The sequence below is a fragment of the Gordonia sp. NPDC003950 genome, from assembly GCF_053605205.1.
In genome coordinates this window covers 58344-80400 of the sequence record NZ_JBSGIT010000013.1, presented here as the reverse complement: position 1 = coordinate 80400, position 22057 = coordinate 58344, and the positions used below count along the sequence as shown (strand labels likewise).

Below are 22057 nucleotides of genomic sequence, written 5' to 3'. Positions count from 1 at the left end.
GATTCTCGTCGGTGACCCATCCGCCCGACGCCGCCGCCCGAATCACCCTATGAGACCGGCCAACAGGCCGGCCCTCACGTCCACAGACGGGAATTCCCCATGCGTTTCACACCATCCACCCGGATCACCATGGCCGCAGCGACTCTCGTGCTCGGCGCCGGGCTCGTCGCCGGCTGTTCCAGCGATTCCGATTCGTCGTCGTCGACCGGCGACATGTCGTCGATGACGGGGATGTCGTCGATGCCCATGTCATCGATGCCGATGTCGGGCTCGGCGATGAGCAGCGCCGCCCCCGCTGCGGATCTTGTCGGAAGTGGTTGTGCCGCTTACGCGGCCGCCAATCCGACCGGTCCGGCGTCGGTGGACGGGATGGCGACGGCCCCGCTGGCGACCGCGGCAGCCGCCAATCCGATGCTGAAAACCCTGACACAGGCCATCTCCGGCGAGTTGAATCCTCAGGTCAACCTGGTCGACACCCTCAACAACGGGCAGTACACGGTCTTCGCGCCGACCGATGACGCGTTCGCCAAGCTGCCCGCCGCCACGGTCGACAGCCTCAAGACGGACTCGGCGATGTTGACCAAGATCCTGACGTATCACGTTGTGTCCGGCCAGGTTCCGCCGTCGGAGATCGACGGTACCCACAAGACCCTGGAGGGTCAGGAGGTCACCGTCACCGGGTCGGGTGACGACATCAAGGTCAACGACTCCTCCTCGGTCGTGTGTGGTGGGGTGAAGACCGCGAATGCCACGGTGTATCTGGTCGACACCGTGCTGATGCCCCCGAACTGACAGCCACCGTCGTGGCCGGCGCACCGAGGTGGCCGCGCCGGCCACGGATCGAGGTCAACAAGTTTGTGGCTCAACGGGATTCCCGCAACAGGAGTCCGGCTCGGCGTGATCGCCGCGATCGCGCCGCAGGATGTGGTGACGCGGGTCGTCGATCGGGTTGTCCGGCGGGATGTCTCCGGTCGCGACGATCCGGAACCCGGCCCGCTCACAGGCCCGCCACGACCGACGATTCGCGGCCACGACGGCGACGACGACGCACGGTGTGTCCGGGTATCTGTCGAAGGCGTCACAGGCGGCGGCATCGATCATCGCAGCACCGACGCCGTGACCGCGGTCGGCCGGCGCACCGACGAGATAGTCGAGGGTGCGAGCGCCCACCGGGAGGTCGGGGAGCAACCGACGGAAATGCGCCTCGTCCTCCGAATAGTCGCCGACACGACTGCGTTGCACGAGACCCACTGCCCGCCCGTCGATCTCGGCGATAAGATCCTCGCCGGGTTCGTCACCGTCGACGCCGGCACCGAAGTCACGTTCGACGGCCGCGGGATCACTGTCGTGGCACCACCAGCGCGCCACCTCGGGATCGGCCAGCCATTCGCCGAGCAGGCCGAAGTCGGCTCGGGTCAGACGGCGGAAGGTCCATCCCGTGGAGAGGTTCCATCCCATGATCTCGATGGGACCAGATCATCGCCGTCGGCGACGACGTTTTGCGCCGATGGGTGCTCAGCCGATGGGTTCTCAGCAGTCCTCGAGTGCATCGCGCAGCACCCGCACCGAGCCCGCATCCAGCGACAACCCGTATCCGGCGGACACCTCGACGAACTGGACCGAGTACCGACACCGGAATCCCGAGAGCTCCGGCATCCAGCGGGCGGGTTCGGAATCGCTCTTGTCCTGGTTGGATGCGGCATCCACCGCCACCAGGTTCGCCGGGTCGTTGGCGAAGTCCGCGCGGCGTCGCGCCGGCCATGACCACGCCCCCATGTCCCAGGAATATGCCAGCGGGACAATGTGATCGATCTGCACCGCGCCGGCGGCGCGGTCGCGCCGGAAGGTGACGTGATCGCCGGTGTAGGGACTACGGAACTCGCCGGCGAGCACCGCCGTCGGGCAGCTGCGCACCGCGCCGGTGGTCTGCTCGGCCAGGTCCCGCGACAGGATGTCGTTTCGTGTGTCGCAACCGTTGCCGCCGCCGGTCACCGACACCGCATCACTCCACGCGGTCCCGAAGGCGGTGCGTTGATAGTCGTCGCGGGAGGGTCGCTGCGCAAGAATCGGCACACCGGCAAGGACGGTGAGCGCGTGGTAAGCGGCCGCGCGAAGTCCGTCGTCGGCGGGTGGTCGGTCGAGGTTCACTGTCACCGCGACGGCGACCACGGTGCCCACCACCGCGATCAGAACGGCCCAGCGCCGAATTGGCCAGCTGATCTGCGGGGTGCTCAGCCCACTACGACTTGTCCAGGTAGTCGATCTTGTCCGCCACCAGGATCGAACCGACCAGCGCAGCCATCTCGTGGTGGTCGCGCAACGTGAGATCCTCCGCGACCACCTGCTGCGCGAGGGCACGTGCGTCGGCGAGGACGTCGCCGTCCTCCAGCAGCGACAGGAAATGCAGTGACGTCTTGGCGCCGGACTGCAGCGAGCCAAGGACATCACCCTCCTTTCGGTGCGTCAGATCGATCTCGGCGAGTGTGAATCCATCATTGGTCGCGGCGACGGCCCGTAACCGTTGCATGGTCGGCGATTGGGGATGAATCCCGGTCATCAACAGGCACAGGCCCGGTAGTCCCCCGCGGCCGACGCGGCCACGGAGTTGATGTAGCTGGCTGACGCCGAACCGCTCGGCGTCCATGATGACCATCGTCGTCGCGTTCGGGACGTCGACGCCGACCTCGATCACCGTCGTCGACACCAGGATGTCGATCTCGCCGCGCGAGAACGCATCCATGACGGCGGCCTTGTCCTCCGACGCCATCCGTCCGTGCAGCAGCCCGATACGGTGTGTGCCGAGGGGCCCGGCGAGGAGTTCCTCGTACTGTTCGACAACCGAGATGGTGTCGTCGTCCGGGGCCGCGGCGGCCTTCTTCTTCGGTGCGGCCGGCGCGTCGGGATCCTCACCGATCCGCGAACACACCACATACACCTGGCGCCCGGCGGCGACCTCCTCGCCGACCCGCTCCCATGCCCGGGCCACCCATGCCGGTTTGTCCGCGGGTACCACGGTGCTGGTGATCGGTTGCCTACCGGCCGGCAACTCGGCGAGCACCGAGGTGTCGAGATCACCGAACGCGGTCATCGCGACGGTCCGGGGAATCGGTGTCGCGGTCATCACCAGCAGATGCGGAACAGCACCGTCACGACCCCTGCCGCGCAACGTATCCCGTTGTTCGACACCGAAACGATGCTGCTCGTCGACGATGACCAGTCCGAGATCGAAGAAGGTGACGTTCTCCTCGAGTAGTGCGTGTGTGCCGATGATGATGCCGACCTTCCCGGTCACCACATCGAGCAGCGTCTGCCGTTTCTCCTTGGTCTTCATCGACCCGGTGACCAGCGCCACGGCGGTGGCACCCTCGGCCGCATCGATCCGCTCCCCGTATCCGAGATCGCCGAGCATCGCGGTGATCGACCGAAAGTGCTGTCCGGCAAGGACTTCGGTGGGAGCCATCAGCACGCACTGATGGCCCGAATCGATCACCCGCAGCATCGCGAGCAGCGCCACCAGCGTCTTACCCGATCCGACCTCCCCCTGGAGTAGGCGGTTCATCGGTTCGGTACGCGCGATGTCGACGTCGATGTCCTCCGACACCGTCACCTGACCACGCGTCAGGGTGAACGGAAGCCGTTGCCGCAGGCGATCTTCGAGACCGCCGTCGACATGCGGGCAGGCCGGCGCCGCGGCGTCGCGGCCCACCAGCCGACGCTGCGCGAGCACCAGCTGGATCGCCAGGGCCTCGTCGAACTTGAGTCGGTCCTGCGCCGCGTCGACCTCCGACATCCGATCGGGCAGATGCACCGTGCGGATCGCCTCGTCGGTCGTCATCAGGTCACGCCGGCGCCGCTCGCTCTCGTCGAGGGCCTCCGGCAGCGGCCCCAGCATATCCAGCACCTGCCGCACCGCCGTCCAGATCTCCCAGCTCTGGATCTTGCTGGTGGCCGGGTACATCGGCATGATCGGCCGCTCGAAGATCGTCGCCGGGTTGGGTGCCCCGCCATCGTCGCCGAGACGGTCCCGCTCGAAGTCCCACAACTCGGTCAGCATCGCCGAGCCCCTGACCTTGCCGTCGGGATCGTCGTCCGCGGGTAGCAACAGCCACTGCGGATGTGTCAACTGTGGTTGCCCGCGAAAGAACTTCACGGTTCCGGCGAGCATCACCCGGGTTCCGGGAACCATGATGCGACCGATGGCCGCAGCGTTGAAGAACGTGGCCTCGTACACCTGCCGGTCGTCCTTCACGACCACCTTCAGGAAGCTGCCGCGACGGGTCGTCATCCGCTTCGTGGCGGAACTGACGACCTCCCCGACGATCGAGAGCCATTCCCCCGCTTCGATATCCTGCGCTTGGGACACCTGCCCGCGCCGCACCCACCGGCGCGGGGCGTACCGCACCAGCGCCCCGACGGTGGTCACCCCGATGGACTCGAGGCCGGCCAGCGTCGTGGGCCCGAAGATGCCGTCGAGCGGATCCGACAGATCCAGCACTATTCGATCCCGATCTGGATGAGATCGTCGGATTGACCGGTGTCGTAGGTGGCGAGTTCGACGCCGGCAAAGTTACGCCGGAGGTGCGCATCGAGCGCCTCGACGACGCCCGGATCGACGTCGGCACCGACGAGGGCGGTGACCAGCTCACCACCGGTGGCGAGCATCAGATCGATCAGGGCCGTCGCCGCCCCGGTCTGATCGGCTGCGATCACCAGCACGTCGGAACCGATGAGTCCCAGGACATCCCCGACCTCACAGGTGCCGGCCAACGTCATCATCCTGACCTCGGCGCGACGCAGCGAACCCCAACGGGCTCCCGCGGCGGCCTCGGCCATCGCGTAGGCGTCGGCGTCGGCCGATTCGCTCGGGTCGTGGACGGCCAGCGCCGCCAGGCACTGCGCCATCGACGAGGTCGGCAGCGACACCACCGAACGCTGGCTCGATCGGACCTCGGCGGCCACCGACACCAGGTCCTGACTGGTCATCGACCCGTTGGCCATCACCACCACGTGTGCGGCGTCGGTGGCGCGGATGGCGCGGGTCAATTCCTCGGCGGTGACGCCGTCGTCGGCGCGGATCACCGCGGCGCCGGCGTCGGCGAACAACGACGCCGCGCCCTCGCCCTTGACGATGGTCACGATGGCCCGCTTGTGCCGCGGCGGCGGTTCGGCGGTGTCGATCTGGGAGCGGATGGCGTCGAGCGCGAAACAACTGATCCGGATCTCCGACAGGGCGCCCGCGGCGAGCCCAGCCTCCACCGCGCGCCCCGGTTCGCAGGTGTGCACGTGCACCGAGAACCGTTCCCCGTCGCCGCCGGAACTGTCGCCGACGATGACCACCGCGTCACCGATCTCGTCGAGCTCGGCGCGCAGCACCCCGATGGACTCGCTCGCCGCGCGGTCGAGCAGGTACATCACCTCGAAATCCATCTCCGAGGCTCCGGTGCACGTGTCCTGATCCGGGTGGCCGGGCAGGCCGCCACCCATCAGAGAGCCGCGGTACCGCCGTCGGCGTGCCGCCACCCCGGTGACCACGAGCACCATCGCGTCGAGGATGACGAGGAAGCCGCGGGCACCGGCGTCGACGACGCCGGCCGAGGCCAACTCGGGAAGCTGGGCGGTGGTCTCGTCGAGGGCCAGGGCGCACTCGTCGGCGACCGCGCGTACGAGGTCGGCAGGCGCGTCGTCGGCATGGCGGCTCGCGGTCTCCGCCGCCACCCGGATGACGGTCAGGACGGTGCCCTCGCGGGGTTCGCTGACCGCACGACGTGCGGCCAGACCGGCCAGCCGCAGGCCCGCGCTCGCAAGGTACGACAGGCTCAACTCACCGGGCGCGGCGAGTTCGACAGCGTCGGCCACACCGACGAGGACCTGGGAGAGAATGATTCCCGAGTTGCCTCGCGCAGCGGCGACCGCCGCGTCGGCGAGGGACCGCGCGACCACCGAGAGGGCGGCATCGGCGGGAAGGTCGGCGACGGCCGCAGCCGCGGCGGCCATGGTGAAGGCCATGTTGCTGCCGGTGTCGGAGTCCGGGATGGGAAACACGTTGAGGTCGTTGATCTCGCCGCGCACGGCCTCGAGGCCGTCGGCGCAGGCCTGTGCCCAGTCACGCAACAACTGCGGACTCATCGTGTGCGTCAGACCACCGTCGAACGCCGCCACATCCACCTCCTCGATACCCTGCAGATGAGGCGGACCTCCCCACCCGCCGCCACGTCCGAAGAACTGTGGTCGAGATTACTCGTGGACTCCGACGACCCCGCGACGGCCGCCCGATCACCTCGCGCTGCGCGGGCCGGATTTGGTCGGGGCGCCGCCCTCCCGCTATCCTTGCAGGGTTGCCTTGCCGCGAGTCGTGGTGGTCGTTTCGGTTGATGCCCTTCGGGCACGCGCCGATCGCTTCCCATTCCGACGGCGGGCCGAGAAGAGAACACCATCCATTTACCCTCGAGGAGTTCGATATGGCTGCCGTCTGTGACGTCTGCGGCAAGGGTCCGGGCTTCGGCAAGTCCGTTTCGCACTCGCACCGCCGCACCAACCGTCGCTGGAACCCGAACATTCAGTCGGTCCGCGTCGAGGTCGCCCCGGGCAACCGGAAGCGCAAGAACGTGTGCACCTCCTGCCTGAAGGCCGGAAAGACCACCCTCGTCTGATCATCGGTGGTCCTCGGACCAGCTGATGTCGTCGAGCAGACCCGACCCACCGAGCAAACGCTCGGCCCGGGGTCGGGTCTTTTGCATGCCGAGGATAAGGTGACCGTATGACAGGGATCACCGATACCGCAGCAACCGTCGACACCCCCTCCGTCGACACCCCTTCCGTCGACACCCCGACCACCTCACCCGTGACCCAGACGGGATCGGTCCTGACGATCGCCATGTCGAGTCCGGCCGCCGGAACCTCCCTCGATGACCGTGCCCTGGCCGACGGCACCGCCGCCCTGCACGAGGTGGCCCGGCGAACGTGAGGTCGGTGCGATCCTGTTGCGCGGAACCGGCGCGAACTTCTGTGCCGGCGGTAATGTCCGTGCCTTCGCCGCGGCCGCGCACCGCCCGACCTACCTGCGGGATCTCGCCGACAATTTCCACGCCTTCGTCCTGGCGCTCGCCGCCGCCGACCGCCCGGTGGTCGCCGCGGTCAGCGGCTGGGCGGCCGGCGCGGGTATGAGCATCGTCCTGCATGCCGACATCGCCATCGGCGGTGCCGGCACCAAACTCCGGCCGGCCTATCCGGGTATCGGGCTGACCCCGGACGGTGGGATGTCGTGGATGCTGCCCCGCGTCGTCGGTCTGGCGCGCGCACGCGACATCATCCTGAGCGACCGCGTGATCGACGCCGAGGAAGCCCTCGCGATCGGGATCCTCTCCCGCATCGTCGACGACACCGAGGTGGCCGCCGAGGCCGCGGCCGTCGCCGAGAAACTCGCCGCCGGCCCCCGCTCCGCTCTGTCGGCCACCCGTCGACTGCTGACCGCGTCGACGACCGATTCCCTCGCCGAACATCTTGCGGCCGAGGCGGCGTCGATCTCGGCGCGCAGCGGCGAACCGGAGGGCACCGAGGGTGTCGATGCCTTCCTCGGGAAGCGACGTCCGGATTTCGGTGCCGCACGCGGACACTGACGCCGAGACCGGCTTCGGACCCGACTTCCTCGCCGAGCTCGACGTGCTGCTCCGGTTGCGTCGCGACGTCCGTCGTTTCCGGATCGACCCACTCGACCCACAACTGGTCGAGTCGATTCTCGAGCGCGCCGAACTCGCTCCGTCGGTGGGCAATTCGCAACCCTGGCGATGGGTCGAGGTCTCCTCGGCGTCGGCCCGTGCGCAGATCCGCGCGAACTTCGTCGCGGCCAACGCCGACGCCCTCGCCGGCTACCACGGGGACCGGGCCCGCTCCTACGCCGACCTCAAACTCGCCGGGCTCGACGAGGCGCCCGTGCACCTCGCGGTGTTCACCGACGAGACCTGCCTTCAGGGGCATGGTCTCGGCCGCGCCACGATGCCGGAGACACTCGCCTACTCCTCCGTCGCGGCGATCCAGACACTATGGCTCGCCGCGCGGGCCCGTGGGATCGGCCTGGGCTGGGTGTCGATCCTCGACGCCGACGCCGCGACCGCGACGTTGGAGGTGCCCGACTCGTGGCGATTCACCGCCTACCTCTGCCTCGGATATCCCGAAACCACCGGCGAGGTACCCGAACTCGAACGCGTCGGATGGCAGGCCCGTACCGATCCGAACACGCGCAGATTCATCCGCTGAACCACCGGCCCCGGGCGGACGACGCCGGTTAGGGCAGCCGCCAGTCGACGGGTTCGCCGCCGAGGTCGGCGAGTTCGTCGTTGGCGCGGCTGAACGGCCGTGATCCGAAGAATCCGCGGCTCGCCGACAGCGGCGACGGGTGCGCGGAGATGATCGTGGGGACGTCCGGCATCCACTGCGCCAGATCGGCCGCATCGCGACCCCACAGAATCGCGACGAGGGGCTCGTCACGATCCACCAGCGCCTTGATCGCGCATTCGGTGACCGCCTCCCAGCCCTTGCGCCGATGCGATGCCGGCTGCCCAGGGGCGACGGTGAGGACGCGATTGAGCAGCAACACTCCCGCCCGGGACCACGGTGTGAGGTCGCCGGTAGCCGGACGCGGGTACCCGAGGTCCTCGCAGTACTCGGTGTAGATGTTGGCCAGTGACCGCGGAATCGGCGAAACATCAGGCGCCACAGAGAAACTCAACCCCACCGCATGTCCGGGTGTGGGGTACGGATCCTGCCCGACGATGAGAACCTTGACCTCGTCGAAGGGCTGGGTGAAGGCGCGCAACACATTCTGCCCGGCGGGCAGATAGCCACGGCCCGCCGCATTCTCGTCGCGCAGGAACTGTCCCATCGCGGTGATCACATCTGCCACCGGTTCCAGCGCCCGGGCCCAACCCGGGTCGATCAGTTCGGCAAGGGACTTGGGCGCCATCGTCAGTCGATCCTCCGCAGCGCGGTCCGGTAATGCGTCGCGTTGTGGAAGTACATGTCCACGTTCAGATCGATGTGCCCGACCGGAACCCGGTATCCCTCCCGCACCCGCGCCGGAACACCCAGTGCCATGCAGTGTTCGCCGATCTCGGCGTTGAACGGCACCACCGCTCCGGCGCCGACGATGGAACCCTCCCCGATACGGGATCCGTTGAGCACCACCGATCCCGACGCGATCAGGCAGTGATCACCGATCGTGGCGCCCTCGATATGCGCATTGTGGCCGACCACACATCCCGCACCGATCACCGTCGGGTCGACCGGTGTGCAATGGATGACGGTGCCGTCCTGGATGTTGGTGCGCCGCCCGATGGTGATCGTGCCGTAGTCGCCGCGCAGCACCGCGCCCGGCCACACCGACACCCCGTCGGCCAATGTCACCGCACCGATGACGGTCGCGTCGGGGTGGACGTAGACATCTTCACCCAGATCGGGTACTCGGTCATCGAGTGCGTAAATCGCCATACCGAGGATCTAATCACCCGGCGATCGGGACCTGGCCCACCCACCCGGGGTGAGGTCAGCGAAACGCCTGCCAGCCGTGCATCGTGTCGGCCCGTCGACCGTCGACGGTGACCGACGCGGGCCCCGGCGCCACCTCGCCGATCACCACCCACCCGGACGGCACCGCCGCGGGCGGCAGCGCCGCCAGCAACTGGTGGTCCTCCCCTCCGGTGAGCACCCACTCGTCGGCGTCGGCGCCGAGCAGCGCGGCCACGTCGGTCACCGCCGGCAGCCGCGGAATGAGTTCACTGCGGATCGCGAGAGCCACCCCCGACGACACCGACATCGTCACCAGTTCTTCGACGAGGCCGTCAGAGATGTCGGTCATCGCGTGCGCACCGGCCCGCGCCGCACGGACTCCTTCACCGAGATCGGGCGCGGGAACCAGGAATGCCTCGACAACCGCGGCCCGGGCATCGGCGTCACGGCGCCAGCGGGCCATCGGGGCCACCCCGGACCGACCGATCACCGCCAGACCCGCGGCTGCTGCACCCAACGGCCCACTGACGGCCAGCACATCCCCGGCGCGGGCCCCCGACAGCGTGACCGGCGCCAGTCCGTCGAGTGCCCCCACCGACGTGATACCCACCACGATCTCGTCGGCGCCGACCAGATCACCGCCCAGCACACGCGCGTCGAGCGCGTGGGCGGCGTCGACGATCCCGCCGTTGAGATCGAGTAACCACCCCACCCCGGTATCCGCCGGACAGGCCAGCGAGACGACGACGCCGACGGTGCGACCACCCATTGCGGCAATGTCGGCGGCACTCTGCACCACCGCGCGCGCGCCGATCTGGGCCGGAGTGGACCACTCGAGCCGAAAATGGCGCCCCTGCACCACCGTGTCGGTGCTGATCACAGTCGGTCCCACATCGAGGACGGCGGCGTCGTCGCCCGAACCGATCACGATGTCCGGTCCACCGTCGGCGGCCGCTGTGGTGAACATCGCGATGATCGCGCGCTCACCGACCTCAGCCAGCGTCTTGGTGCGGTCGGGTCCGGACCCATCGGGGTCGCGGACGGCGTCGGACGGCACGATGAGCCCCTTCGATTCTGCTGCCGACTCGCCTCCCGCGAGGTTGTCAGCGACAATGTGTGCCAGCAGTGTAGTGGTCCGCGGGTCTGTCTCCCCCGATCGCCACCGCACCGCGGCGGGGTCATCAGCCCGATTCCCGCGACGTGGCAGACATCGAGAGGATGGCCGTGGTTCAGGCATACATACTGATCCAGACCGAGGTCGGACGGGCGGCACTGGCCGCAGCGACCATCGCAGAGATCTCGGGGGTCGCCTCGTCCGAGGAGGTCAGCGGACCTTACGACGTGATCGTCCGTGTGGATGCTGCCGACGCCGCGCACCTGAGCAACGACGTGGTCCCCCAGATCCAGAAGGTCGACGGCATCACCCGAACCCTGACCTGCCCGGTGGTGACCACCGGCCACTGAGCGCCACGAGGCCCAGCAACCCCGGCGGCGCGACGCAGATCCCGGTCGATCCGGACCGAACAGCGTGTACGGGGACATGACCTAGGGTGGGCTGGTGAGTTCTCCCGACACCGGGTCCGGTCCCCGCTTGAGTCCGGCACTGATCGCCACCCTCGTCGCCGTCCCGGTGATGGTCATCGTCGGATTCATCACGTTCGCGGCGATGAAGTCGGCCCAGTCGAGCGACACACCCATCGCCTCCTACGCCTCCGCCGAGTCGGCGGTGAGCGCTGATTGCGCGAAACTGCTTGCCGCCCTGCCCAACGCCTTCGAGGGCTTCGGATCGAAGTCGGTCGACGGCGACACCGCGACCTGGTCCGGCACCGACGACGGTGACCCGGTGACGGTGCGTTGCGGGGTCGATCGTCCCGGCGAACTGGCCCCGTCGAGCCGCCTGCAGACGGTCAACGGCGTCCAGTGGTTCATCACCGACACCATCGACGGACGGGGGCAGGCCTACGTGTGTGTCGACCATCGTCCCTACGTGGCCCTGTGGGTGCCGGTCACCGGCGGCAACGCCTCGATCACCGATGTGTCCGCGGCGATCGGCAAGGTGTTGCCGTCGGGCCCACTCGATTTCGGCTGACGCCGACAGGGCACTCGATTTCGGCTGACGCCGACAGGGCACTGACGGGGTCAGTGGCACGAGGGTCAGTCCCGATACACCTCGGGTTTGGTGGTGCGCCCCAACAGTGACGCCACCGCGTCGGCCACCGACACCCCAGAGTGACACACCCCGTGCACCGCATCGGTCAGCGGCATCGACACTCCATGCTTCTCGGCGAGGGCACGCACCGACGTACACGACTTCACGCCCTCGGCGACCTGACCGTGGGTGGCCTCCTGGGCCTCCTCCATCGTCGCCCCCTCACCGAGGCGGGCACCGAAGGTCCGGTTGCGCGACAACGGCGACGAGCACGTCGCCACCAGGTCACCGATTCCGGCCAACCCGGCGAGAGTCTCGATCTCGGCACCGAGCGCCGCACCGAGCCGGATGACCTCCGCCAGCCCGCGGGTGATGATGGTGGCCAGGGTGTTCTGACCGAAACCGACACCGCTGGCCATCCCGCACGCCAACGCGATGACGTTCTTGGCGGCCCCGCCGATCTCACAGCCGACGACGTCGGTGTTGGTGTACGGACGGAAATACCCGGTGGCGAAGGCGGATTGGAGGGTGGTGGCACGCGCCTCGTCGACGCACCCGATCACCGTCGCCGCCGGCTGCCCCTCGGCGATCTCCCGCGCCAGATTGGGCCCGGTGAGCACCGCGATCTGGGCCTGCCCGAATCCGGTGACCTCCGCGATGACCTCGCTCATCCGCATCAACGTGTGGGTCTCGATACCCTTCGCCAGAGACACCATGGTGGCATCCGATCGCAGATGCGGGGTCCAGTCGCTCAGATTGTCCCGCAGCGACTGTGAGGGCACCGCGCAGACGACGATGTCGGCGTCGGGCAACACCTCGGCGATGACGCTGGACGCGCGCAGTTGCTCGGGCAGGGAGATGCCGGGGAGGTAATCGGGATTGGTGTGCTCGGCGTTGATCGTGTCGGCCAGTTCGGCCCGCCGTGCCCAGATCGTCGTCTCGGTGCCGGCGTCGACGAGGACCTTCGCCGCCGCCGTACCCCAGGAACCGGCACCCATCACCACCGCGCGCACGTGTCACATCCTTCGCTGCTCACCGAACGTCACTCTCACCCTAGTGTCCCGCCGCCGCCGCGTCGTGAACTTTCCGTCGAATCCCGATCCGGGCCCCGGCCGGGGTTGCCCGCACCCGATCGTCGGGCTCGTCGCCCGTCGTCCATCATGGTGACGTGAGACCCGATGGTGTGGTGCGTGGCGACGGTGCGCCCGCGCATACCCTTGGCGGCGGGGTCGGGGCGGTGTTGGTGGTCAAGAACCTCGACGCCGCCAAGACCCGGCTCGCGGCGTCGCTGCCGATCGCCGGCATCGGGCGAGGACCGGTGGATCACCGTGCCCTGGTGCTGGCGATGCTCCTGGACACCATGACCGCCGTTCATCTCGCCGGTCTGGACCCGATCGTGGTGGTGAGCCCGGATGCCGCGGTGCTGGGCGAGGTCACCGCCGCCGGCGCCCACGCGGTCCGGGAGATTCCGCGCACCGATCCCTCGCTCAACCACGCCTACGCCGAGGGCATCGACTGGATCCGCCGACACCGACCCGAGTGCCCACGGGTGCTGTTGGTGCAGGCGGACCTGCCGGCGGCCGACGCCCACAGCATCCGGCAGGTCATCGACGCCGCCGATGCCCTGCCGCAGGCGCTGGTCACCGACGCCGCCGGCGATGGCACCGCGATGCTGTTGCGCCCGGTCGAACTGAACATGCTGCCGCGCTTCGGAATCGACTCGGCGGCCGCGCACCGCGCCGACGGGGCCGTCGATCTCGACGCCACCCGGAGCCGCTGGGCGGACCTGCGCACAGACGTCGACACCGCCGCGGATCTGCGTCGCGCCTGGGCACTGGGACTCGGGCGGCACACGCGGGCGGCACTGGGGATCGACCCGTCCCACGATGCCGGCGGACGCGGGTGAAGCGCCGTAGGTGACAGGTGCGGCTGCGCAACCATCCGATGATGGGTCATCATTGACCGGTGACCCCAGCAGACGACACCGGGACGCAGACCGTGACGGCGATCCCCGGCGCCCCACCCGCAGCGACGTTGACGCCGGAAGAATCGGCCGATCTGCCCGAAGACCGGTACCTGAACCGGGAATTGAGTTGGCTGGACTTCAATTCGCGGGTGTTGGCACTCGCCGAGGACACCTCCCTTCCCCTGCTCGAGCGGGCCAAGTTCCTGGCAATCTTCGCCTCGAACCTCGACGAGTTCTTCATGGTGCGGGTCGCCGGCCTCAAACGGCGTGACGAGACGGGCCTGTCGGTCCGCTCCGCCGACGGCCTGTCGCCGCGCGAGCAGCTGCTGCGCATCGCCGGCCGCACCCAGACGCTGGCCGACCGGCATGCCCGCGTCTTCCTCGACTCCGTGCGGCCCTCCTTGGTGGCCAACGGAATTCATGTGGTCACCTGGGCCGAACTCGATGACGATCAGCAGACGCGGATGGTCGAATACTTCCACGAGCAGGTGTTCCCCGTCCTGACCCCGCTGGCCGTCGACCCCGCCCACCCTTTCCCCTACATCTCGGGGTTGTCGCTGAACCTGGCGGTCACTGTCAAGGATGCACACGAGGGCGGCGAGCACTTCGCGCGAGTCAAGGTGCCCGACAACGTCAATCGGTTCGTGCGTGTCGACCAACTCGCGCCGGGCTCGGCCGAGACCGACGGGCGCGGACATCATCCCGCGGTGCTCCTGCCGATGGAGAACCTGATCGCGGCCAACCTCAAGCATCTGTTCCCCGAGATGCAGATCGTCGATCACCACGTCTTCCGGATCACCCGCAACGCCGATTTCGAGGTGGAGGAGGATCGCGACGAGGACCTCCTGCAGGCACTCGAACGAGAACTCGCCCGACGACGGTTCGGGTCACCGGTCCGTCTCGAGGTGGCCGACGACATGAGCGAGCACATGCTCGAATTGTTGCTGCGTGAACTCGACGTCAACCCGGCCGACGTCATCCAGGTACCCGGATTGTTGGATCTGTCGGCATTGTTCGAGGTGTATGCGCTCGACCGACCCCACCTCAAGGACCGGCCCTTCGTCCCCGGAACGCATCCGGCCTTCGGCGAACGGGAAACCCCCAAGAGTGTGTTCTCCACACTGCGCGAGGGTGACGTCCTCGTCCATCACCCCTACGACTCGTTCTCCACGAGCGTGCAGCGGTTCATCGAGCAGGCCGCCGCCGACCCGCAGGTCCTCGCGATCAAGCAGACGCTGTATCGCACCTCCGGCGATTCGCCGATCGTCAACGCGTTGATCGACGCCGCCGAGGCCGGCAAGCAGGTGGTCACCCTCGTGGAGATCAAGGCGCGTTTCGACGAGCAGGCCAACATCAAGTGGGCCCGGCAACTCGAACAGGCCGGCGTGCACGTGGTCTACGGCCTGGTGGGCCTCAAGACGCACTGCAAGACATGTCTGGTGGTCCGTCGCGAGGGCTCGACGATCAAGCGGTACTGCCACATCGGCACCGGAAACTACAACCCGAAGACCGCGCGGCTCTACGAAGATGTGGGTCTGCTCACCGCCGCACCGGACATCGGCGCGGACCTGACCGACCTGTTCAACACGCTCACCGGATACTCGCGGAAGAAGGAGTACCGCAACATCCTGGTGGCCCCGAACGGGATTCGCTCGGGCATCATCGAACGTATCAACCGGGAGATCACCGCCTTTCACGAGGGCAACGAGCGTGCCCGAATTCGTTTGAAGGCCAACGCGCTTGTCGACGAGCAGGTGATCGACGCGCTGTATCGGGCGTCGCAGAACGGGGTGCCCGTCGAGATCGTGGTCCGCGGGATCTGCGCGTTGCGACCCGCCATGCCGGGCGTCAGCGACAACATCACGGTGCGCTCGATCCTGGGCCAGTTCCTCGAGCACTCCCGCATCCTGCACTTCGGTGCCGCCGACGAGTACTGGATCGGCAGCGCAGACATGATGCACCGCAACCTCGATCGACGGATCGAGGTGATGGTGCAGGTGCGTGACGAACGGCTGACCGGAGAACTCAACGACATCTTCTCCTCTGCCCTCGATCCCCGAACCCGCTGCTGGGTGCTGCACTCCGACGGCAGCTGGGTGGCGTCGCCGGCGGCCGGCGAGGAGGTCCGCGATCACCAGCGACAGATGATGCGGCGCAATCACCGCCGGGATCAGGGTGCGTGAGTACGCCCGGGTGCGGGCGCATCGTGCCGCCTGCCGACACCTGCCGATAACCCGCGCGTACTAGTATCTGCGGCGATGTCAAAGTCACAGGGATCATCCCCAGGCCGGGAACGCACGTCCGGATCGTCCCCGGGCGCCAAGACGATCTGGGCGGCGGGCGGTGTGTTGTGGCGCCACAGCGGTGAGTCCGTGGAGATCGGGCTGGTCCACCGCCCGCGCTACGACGACTGGACGCTCCCCAAGGGCAAGACGGATGACGGCGAGACCCTGATCGACACCGCGGTGCGCGAGATCGCCGAAGAGACCGGTCACCACACCCGGTTGGGGCGCCTGTTGTCCACGGTGTCCTACGATCTCCCCAACGGGCGCAAGCACGTCCGCTACTGGTCGGCGGAGTCGACAAGCGGTCGATTCGAGCCCAACCACGAGGTGGATGCCATCGAGTGGTTGCCGGTGGATCAGGCGGATCACCTGCTCAGCTACCGACTCGACCGCAAGGTGCTCCGCGAGTTCGTCCGCCTGCCGGTGGATCTGACGACCTTCGTGATCATCCGGCATGCCCGCGCAGGCCGCCGGTCGAAGTACCGCGGAGACGATCGGCTACGCCCGCTGGACACACTGGGCCGCGCGCAGGCCGCGGCACTGGCGCCGCTGCTGAATGCATACGGCGTCACCGAACTCCACAGCGCCGACCGGGTGCGGTGCGTGCAGACCCTCGAACCCACGAGCAGCGCGACCGGGCTGCCGATCGTCGACGAGCCGGCCCTGTCCGAGGAGGCCTACGCCGCCGATCCGGAATCGACCCGCCGTCGGTTCCGCGAACTCGCCACCACGTCGGGTCCGGGCCAGGTGCGGGCAGTGTGCAGTCAGGGCAAGGTGATTGAGCCACTCCTCGCGTGGTGGGCCGGGCTCGACAACGTCGAACTGCCGCCGGCGCGCAACCGCAAGGGCAGCGTGTGGGTGCTGTCCTTCGACGACGGTCGGCTGGTGGCCGCCGACCACGTCGACAGTCCGCTTCCACTGCAGACCGGCTGAGTCGTCCGGGGCATCGGCCGGCATCGACCGCCCGCGTGCCGCTCCGCCGCCGGAAGTGCCGTCTCCACACAGCAACTCACCCCTGACGAGGGAAGGGCGTCAGGGGTGAGTTGTGCGGTGTGTCGAGTCGCCGACGCGAACGTCAGCGGCGCGTGGTCTTCTTGGCGGGAGCCTTCTTGGCCGCAGTCTTCTTGGCGGGAGCCTTCTTTGCCGGGGCCTTCTTGGCCGCGGTGGTCTTGGCCGGGGCCTTCTTCGCCGGGGCCTTCTTGGCCGCGGTGGTCTTGGCGGGAGCCTTCTTCGCCGGGGCCTTCTTGGCCGCGGTGGTCTTGGCCGGGGCCTTCTTCGCCGGGGCCTTCTTGGCCGGGGCCTTCTTGGCGGCCGTGGTGGTCTTCTTCGCCGCGGTCTTCTTGGCCGGGGCGGCGGCACCGGCGCCACGCTTCACCGCGGGGCCCGAGGCCGACAGCTTCTGCTTGCCGGCGACGACGGCCTTGAACTGCGCGCCCGGGCGGAACGCCGGAACCGAAGTGGCGCGCACCTTCACGGTCTCGCCAGTGCGTGGGTTACGGGCGACGCGCGGTGCGCGGCGACGCTTCTCGAAGACACCGAATCCGGTGATGGTGACACTCTCGCCGCGGTTGACCGCGCGGACGATGGTGTCGACGACGAGCTCGACGGCTTCGGTCGCAGTCTTGCGATCCGCGTCGAGCTTCTTGGTCAGCTCATCAATGAGCTCTGCCTTGTTCATGGGAATACCTCCGCAAGCTGTTCTGACCGATCGGTTGAGGCCAGCTAACCCCACACGGTAAACGTCGAAGACGAAAACGTCCATCTTCCACGCCAATCGACGGGCCGTGTTGCGAAAATGTGAGGTGCGCAACCACGTTCCGTCGATCGCGTCGCGGGGTTGTGCCGCGGGCGGATCAGTGAACTCTACATGGTCACCGGCTTGAAAGGCGGACGGCCGCTTTCGTACTCGGAAATGGCTTCTACCTGCCGCAATGTCAGTCCGATGTCGTCGAGACCCTCCATCAGACGCCAGCGGGTGTAGTCGTCAATTGTCAACGGCACCACGAGGTCTCCGGCGGTCACGGTCCGCTCCGGAAGGCTCACCGTCAATTCCAGGCCCGGCTGCTCCTCGAGTCGCTTCCACAGCAGCTCGACGTCGGGTTGCTCGACCTGCGCGGCGACCAGGCCGGCCTTGCCGGCGTTGCCGCGGAAGATGTCGGCGAACCGGGACGAGATGACGACCCGAAAACCGAAGTCGGACAGTGCCCAGACGGCATGCTCGCGCGACGATCCGGTTCCGAAGTCCGGTCCGGCCACCAGAACCGAGCCGTGGCTCCAGGGCTCGGCGTTGAGGATGAAGTCCGGGTCGCTACGCCATCCGGCGAAGAGTCCGTCCTCGAAACCCGTTCGCGTCACCCGCTTGAGGTAGACGGCAGGGATGATCTGATCGGTGTCGACGTTGCTGCGGCGCAACGGCACCCCGATCCCGGTGTGGGAGATGAAGGGTTCCATGAGGGTGGCTCCGCTCTGTGAGGTGAGGTATGCCTGAGGCAGGGTTGATCTGGAGTTGAGAAGCGCCTGAACGAATCCGGAGCTTCGGCCCGCTAAAGGTCGGCCGGGGAGGACAGGGTTCCGCGGACGGCGGTCGCGGCCGCCACGGCCGGCGAGACCAGGTGCGTCCGACCGCCCTTGCCCTGTCGGCCTTCGAAATTCCGGTTCGACGTCGAGGCGCAGCGCTCACCGGGAGCGAGCTGATCGGGGTTCATTCCCAGGCACATCGAGCATCCCGCCTGCCGCCATTCGGCTCCCGCCGCGGTGAAGATGTCGCCGAGCCCTTCGTCGTCGGCCTGCGCCCGCACCCGCATCGAACCCGGGACGACGAGCATCCGCATACCGTCGGCGATCTTGCGGCCCTTGAGGATCTCGGCGACCGCACGCAGGTCCTCGATGCGGCCGTTGGTGCACGATCCGACGAAGACGGTGTCGACGGCAACCTCGCGCAGCGGGGTTCCGGGTGCCAGATCCATGTACTGCAAGGCCTTCGCCGCGGCGGTGGCGGCGTTCTCGTCGCCGAAGTCGGCCGGATCGGGCACCACCGAGCCGAGCGGCGCGCCCTGCCCGGGGTTGGTGCCCCAGGTGACGAAGGGCGACAACCGTGCGGCGTCGATGTGCACCTCGGCGTCGAACTGCGCCCCGTCGTCGGTGCGCAGCGAATCCCAGTAGGCCACTGCGGCATCCCAGTCGTCGCCCTGCGGGGCGTTCGGACGTCCCTTGAGGAAGTCATAGGTGATCGCGTCGGGCGCGATCATGCCGGCGCGCGCACCCGCCTCGATCGACATGTTGCAGATGGTCATTCGGGCCTCCATCGACAGCTTCTCGATGGCCGGGCCGCGGTACTCGAGCACATAACCCTGCCCGCCACCGGTTCCGATCTCGGCGATGACCGCGAGGATCAGGTCCTTGCTCGTGACGCCGGGGGGCAACTCACCGTCGACGGTGATCGCCATCGTCCGGAACGGACGCAGCGACAGCGTCTGCGTGGCGAGCACATGCTCGACCTCGGAGGTGCCGATGCCCATCGCCAGCGCCCCGAACGCACCGTGCGTGGAGGTGTGGGAATCGCCACACACCACCGTCATTCCCGGTTGCGTCAGCCCCAGTTGCGGGCCGACCACGTGCACGATCCCCTGCTCGGCATCGCCCATCGGATGCAGCCGGATGCCGAATTCCTCGCAGTTGCGGCGCAGGGTCTCCACCTGGGTGCGCGAGACCGGATCGGCGATCAGGTCGGTCTTGATGGTCGGGACGTTGTGGTCCTCGGTGGCGATCGTCAGGTCGCGGCGCCGCACCGGACGCCCGGCGAGGCGCAGACCGTCGAAGGCCTGCGGACTGGTCACCTCGTGGACGAGGTGCAGGTCGATGTAGATGAGGTCGGGTTGCTCGCCGTTCCCGCGAACGACAACGTGGTCGTCCCACACCTTTTCGGCAAGCGTGCGCGGTGCGCCGTGCTGCACGGCGCCGGTCGGGCTGTTCGTCATGGCTGCACTCACATCCATCTCGGTCACGTCGGGGGCGGCGACCGAAGCGGGCTGAATCGGCCATCGACGTGCATCTCACTATTTGGACAGTTAGTATCGTCCTATGGGAAAGGATAGCGCATCGGAACCGACCAGCGGAATCGGAGTCCTCGACAAGTCGGTGACCGTGCTGCGCGCCATCGCCGAAACACCGTGCAATCTCACCGAGTTGTGTGACCGCACCGCACTGCCCCGGGCCACCGCCCATCGTCTCGCGGTCGGACTGGAGGCCCATCGGCTGCTCGCACGCAACGCGGCGGGACGCTGGTACCCAGGTCCCGCACTCAACGAACTGGCCTCCTCCGCACACGATCTCGTCCGCGAGGCATCCCTGATGGTGCTGCCACGCCTACGCGAGATCACCGGGGAGTCGGTGCAGGTCTATCGCCGCGAGGGGTCCGAACGCGTTTGCATCGCGGCGATGGAACCGCCGACCGGGCTGCGCGACACCGTGCCGGTGGGTACCCGGTTCCCGATGAGCGCGGGGTCGGCGGCGAAGGTCTTGCTCGCCTGGGCCGACCCGCATACCCAGCGTTCGCTGTTGGCCGACAGCGTGTTCAGCGACCGTGCGCTGCATGAGATCCGGCGGCGCGGGTGGGCGCAGAGCGCGGGCGAACGGGCCGCCGGCGTGGCCAGCGTCTCGGCCCCGGTGCGCGACGCCGACGGCGAGGTGATCGCGGCGATCTCGGTGTCGGGTCCGATCGACCGGATGGGCCGCCGACCCGGCGCCCGGTGGGCCGCCGACCTTCTCGCGGCCGCCGACGCGATCCACAAACGCCTCGTCACCCAGGGCTGAGTTCGGGCCAGAAACGTGATCTGGGTTACCACACCCGGATTCAACCCACTAGCGTCATCGGGCATGGGAACCAATCAGAGACAGCAGATCGTCATGTCCGAGGACGAGATCACCGACTTCATCGCCCGCAGTCGCACCGCGACCTTGGCCACCACCGGCCCGCAGGGCCAGATCCATCTGGTCGCCATGTGGTACGGCGTCGTCGACGGTGAGATCTGGTTCGAGACCAAGGCCAAGTCGCAGAAGGCGGTCAACCTGCGCCGCACTCCCGCGTGCTCGGTGATGATCGAGGACGGCGACACTTACGACACGTTGCGCGGCATCGCGATCGAGGGCACCGCGGAGATCCTCGACGGTCCGGACTCCTGCCTGAAGGTCGGGATCTCGGTGTGGGAGCGCTACACCGCGCCCTACACCGAGGAGTCCAAACCGTTCGTGGAGCAGATGATGAACAAGCGGGTGGCGGTGCGCTTCATCCCGAACCGGACCCGGTCCTGGGATCACCGCAAGTTGGGTATCCCGGCCATGCCTGCGTCGGGGTCGACCGCGGAATACCTCTGACCCCGTCGAGTGTGCGTCCGAACCCGTCGAGTGTGCGTCCGAACCCGTTCACCGTGCGTCCGAACCCGTTCACCGTGCGTTGCTCGCACAGCACACCGCGCTCACTCCTCCAGGAAACCGGGACCGCAAAAGGGGATGATCTCTTCGACGCGCCGCCAGAGCAATGACTCGGCGAAGGTCACCTCGTCGGCGGTGACCCGAATCCAGGTGATCTGGCCGTCCTCGTGCAGGAGCACCGGGTCGAGTCCATGCAGCCAGGTCTTCTCGGCGGCGACGATTCGCTGCAGATCGATGAGAATCTCTTCGCGCGGGGGCGTCGTAGAACTTCTTCTCCGACCGACTTACCAGGGGCCGGCCCGGCCGACCGTCACGGTCGTGGCCGAAGTGATACTTCTCACGCCACTTGAGCACGAACCATTCGGGCAACTCGAGGGGGCAGGTCTTCGGACATCAGCAGTGACCGGTACCCCACAGGTCCCCACTGATCGGCGCGCCGCATGCGCGAACGCGTAAGAAAAAGACCCCCTCCCCGGTGTTCCGGGAAGGGGGCCTTCTTGTAGCCCCGACGGGATTCGAACCCGCGCTACCGCCTTGAGAGGGCGGCGTCCTAGGCCGCTAGACGACGGGGCCATGGACCTTGTGTGGTCGCTGGGGTACCAGGACTCGAACCTAGAATGGCTGAACCAGAATCAGCTGTGTTGCCAATTACACCATACCCCAAGGTTTTCTCTTTTCCTCTCGGAAAAGAACCTGCGATAGATTAGCAGAGGTCTACCGTGCAAC

22 protein-coding genes, 2 tRNA genes and 1 pseudogene are annotated in these 22057 nt (G+C 67.8%); 11 read left to right on the top strand and 14 right to left on the bottom strand.

Annotation, left to right across the window (positions count from 1 at the left end; translation table 11 throughout):
• Window positions 1-99 precede the first annotated feature (99 nt).
• Window positions 100-792, top strand: a complete 693-nt coding sequence (locus ACWETB_RS13355) for a fasciclin domain-containing protein (RefSeq protein ID WP_449743845.1) — start codon at window positions 100-102, stop codon at window positions 790-792.
• A 54-nt stretch (window positions 793-846) separates the two neighbouring features.
• Here the strand turns inward: ACWETB_RS13355 and ACWETB_RS13350 are convergent, their stop codons facing one another.
• The 4 genes from ACWETB_RS13350 to ACWETB_RS13335 form a co-directional block, all read right to left on the bottom strand.
• Window positions 847-1458: a GNAT family N-acetyltransferase gene (locus ACWETB_RS13350; RefSeq protein WP_452211555.1), complete on the bottom strand. Its 612-nt coding sequence runs from the start codon at window positions 1456-1458 to the stop codon at window positions 847-849.
• Window positions 1459-1530: 72 nt separating this feature from the next.
• On the bottom strand, window positions 1531-2235 hold the full coding sequence (locus ACWETB_RS13345; RefSeq protein ID WP_452211644.1) for an HNH endonuclease family protein: 705 nt from the start codon (window positions 2233-2235) through the stop codon (window positions 1531-1533).
• Window positions 2236-2239: 4 nt separating this feature from the next.
• Window positions 2240-4495 (bottom strand): ATP-dependent DNA helicase RecG, encoded by a 2256-nt coding sequence (gene recG / locus ACWETB_RS13340; protein ID WP_452211553.1) that lies wholly within the window; start codon window positions 4493-4495, stop codon window positions 2240-2242.
• Entirely contained in the window at window positions 4495-6126 is a 1632-nt protein-coding gene (locus tag ACWETB_RS13335) for a DAK2 domain-containing protein (RefSeq protein ID WP_449743888.1), read from the bottom strand. The genes recG and ACWETB_RS13335 overlap by 1 nt, the downstream gene beginning before the upstream one ends.
• 332 nt (window positions 6127-6458) lie before the next feature.
• Here ACWETB_RS13335 and rpmB point away from each other — a divergent pair, with 332 nt between their 5' ends.
• From rpmB to bluB, 3 genes and pseudogenes are all read left to right on the top strand, one after another.
• On the top strand, window positions 6459-6650 hold the full coding sequence (gene rpmB / locus ACWETB_RS13330) for a 50S ribosomal protein L28 (protein ID WP_020792652.1): 192 nt from the start codon (window positions 6459-6461) through the stop codon (window positions 6648-6650).
• Window positions 6651-6874: 224 nt separating this feature from the next.
• Window positions 6875-7616, top strand: a pseudogene (locus tag ACWETB_RS13325) (enoyl-CoA hydratase/isomerase family protein).
• Window positions 7597-8253, top strand: a complete 657-nt coding sequence (gene bluB / locus ACWETB_RS13320) for a 5,6-dimethylbenzimidazole synthase (RefSeq protein ID WP_452211642.1) — start codon at window positions 7597-7599, stop codon at window positions 8251-8253. The pseudogene ACWETB_RS13325 and the gene bluB overlap by 20 nt, the downstream one beginning before the upstream one ends.
• Before the next feature lie 28 nt (window positions 8254-8281).
• Here bluB and ACWETB_RS13315 read toward each other — a convergent pair whose 3' ends face one another.
• From ACWETB_RS13315 to ACWETB_RS13305, 3 genes are read right to left on the bottom strand one after another with little or no spacing between them, the layout of a single operon-like run.
• Window positions 8282-8959, bottom strand: a complete 678-nt coding sequence (locus ACWETB_RS13315; RefSeq protein WP_449743850.1) for a uracil-DNA glycosylase — start codon at window positions 8957-8959, stop codon at window positions 8282-8284.
• Between the two features lie 2 nt (window positions 8960-8961).
• A complete protein-coding gene (locus ACWETB_RS13310) occupies window positions 8962-9483 on the bottom strand; it encodes a gamma carbonic anhydrase family protein (protein WP_449743851.1) in 522 nt (173 codons plus the stop codon).
• A gap of 55 nt (window positions 9484-9538) precedes the next feature.
• Window positions 9539-10558 carry a thiamine-phosphate kinase gene (locus tag ACWETB_RS13305; protein WP_452211550.1) on the bottom strand — a complete coding sequence of 340 codons (1020 nt, stop codon included), beginning with the start codon at window positions 10556-10558 and terminating at the stop codon, window positions 9539-9541.
• A gap of 161 nt (window positions 10559-10719) precedes the next feature.
• Between ACWETB_RS13305 and ACWETB_RS13300 the strand changes: the two genes are divergently transcribed.
• Both ACWETB_RS13300 and ACWETB_RS13295 read left to right on the top strand, forming a co-directional pair.
• Complete coding sequence (locus ACWETB_RS13300; RefSeq protein ID WP_348806738.1) at window positions 10720-10965, top strand: Lrp/AsnC ligand binding domain-containing protein; 246 nt, start codon at window positions 10720-10722, stop codon at window positions 10963-10965.
• A 94-nt stretch (window positions 10966-11059) separates the two neighbouring features.
• Window positions 11060-11590, top strand: coding sequence for a DUF3515 domain-containing protein (locus tag ACWETB_RS13295; RefSeq protein WP_449743853.1), 531 nt, complete (start codon window positions 11060-11062; stop codon window positions 11588-11590).
• A gap of 65 nt (window positions 11591-11655) precedes the next feature.
• On the opposite strand, the gene ACWETB_RS13290 is transcribed toward ACWETB_RS13295, so the two are convergent.
• On the bottom strand, window positions 11656-12663 hold the full coding sequence (locus ACWETB_RS13290) for an NAD(P)H-dependent glycerol-3-phosphate dehydrogenase (protein WP_449743854.1): 1008 nt from the start codon (window positions 12661-12663) through the stop codon (window positions 11656-11658).
• Between the two features lie 155 nt (window positions 12664-12818).
• On the opposite strand from ACWETB_RS13290, the gene cofC reads away from it, so the two are divergent.
• From cofC to ACWETB_RS13275, 3 genes are all read left to right on the top strand, one after another.
• Entirely contained in the window at window positions 12819-13556 is a 738-nt protein-coding gene (gene cofC / locus ACWETB_RS13285; RefSeq protein WP_452211547.1) for a 2-phospho-L-lactate guanylyltransferase, read from the top strand.
• A 59-nt stretch (window positions 13557-13615) separates the two neighbouring features.
• On the top strand, window positions 13616-15799 hold the full coding sequence (locus tag ACWETB_RS13280) for an RNA degradosome polyphosphate kinase (RefSeq protein WP_449743856.1): 2184 nt from the start codon (window positions 13616-13618) through the stop codon (window positions 15797-15799).
• Between the two features lie 75 nt (window positions 15800-15874).
• Window positions 15875-16834, top strand: coding sequence for an NUDIX domain-containing protein (locus ACWETB_RS13275; RefSeq protein WP_449743857.1), 960 nt, complete (start codon window positions 15875-15877; stop codon window positions 16832-16834).
• Window positions 16835-16976: 142 nt separating this feature from the next.
• Here the strand turns inward: ACWETB_RS13275 and ACWETB_RS13270 are convergent, their stop codons facing one another.
• The 3 genes from ACWETB_RS13270 to leuC form a co-directional block, all read right to left on the bottom strand.
• Window positions 16977-17579 (bottom strand): HU family DNA-binding protein, encoded by a 603-nt coding sequence (locus ACWETB_RS13270; RefSeq protein ID WP_449743858.1) that lies wholly within the window; start codon window positions 17577-17579, stop codon window positions 16977-16979.
• 185 nt (window positions 17580-17764) lie between these two features.
• Complete coding sequence (leuD, locus tag ACWETB_RS13265) at window positions 17765-18352, bottom strand: 3-isopropylmalate dehydratase small subunit (protein ID WP_449743859.1); 588 nt, start codon at window positions 18350-18352, stop codon at window positions 17765-17767.
• 92 nt (window positions 18353-18444) lie between these two features.
• Window positions 18445-19878, bottom strand: coding sequence for a 3-isopropylmalate dehydratase large subunit (leuC, locus tag ACWETB_RS13260; protein ID WP_452211544.1), 1434 nt, complete (start codon window positions 19876-19878; stop codon window positions 18445-18447).
• Window positions 19879-19981: 103 nt separating this feature from the next.
• Between leuC and ACWETB_RS13255 the strand changes: the two genes are divergently transcribed.
• Entirely contained in the window at window positions 19982-20713 is a 732-nt protein-coding gene (locus ACWETB_RS13255) for an IclR family transcriptional regulator (RefSeq protein WP_449743860.1), read from the top strand.
• 63 nt (window positions 20714-20776) lie between these two features.
• Complete coding sequence (locus ACWETB_RS13250) at window positions 20777-21274, top strand: PPOX class F420-dependent oxidoreductase (RefSeq protein ID WP_449743861.1); 498 nt, start codon at window positions 20777-20779, stop codon at window positions 21272-21274.
• A gap of 101 nt (window positions 21275-21375) precedes the next feature.
• Here ACWETB_RS13250 and ACWETB_RS13245 read toward each other — a convergent pair whose 3' ends face one another.
• The 3 genes from ACWETB_RS13245 to ACWETB_RS13235 all read right to left on the bottom strand — a co-directional run bounded on the left by ACWETB_RS13245 (window position 21376) and on the right by ACWETB_RS13235 (window position 21994).
• Window positions 21376-21510 carry a hypothetical protein gene (locus ACWETB_RS13245; RefSeq protein ID WP_449743862.1) on the bottom strand — a complete coding sequence of 45 codons (135 nt, stop codon included), beginning with the start codon at window positions 21508-21510 and terminating at the stop codon, window positions 21376-21378.
• A 321-nt stretch (window positions 21511-21831) separates the two neighbouring features.
• A tRNA-Glu gene (locus ACWETB_RS13240) sits at window positions 21832-21904 on the bottom strand.
• Window positions 21905-21922: 18 nt separating this feature from the next.
• A tRNA-Gln gene (locus ACWETB_RS13235) sits at window positions 21923-21994 on the bottom strand.
• Window positions 21995-22057: the final 63 nt, after the last annotated feature.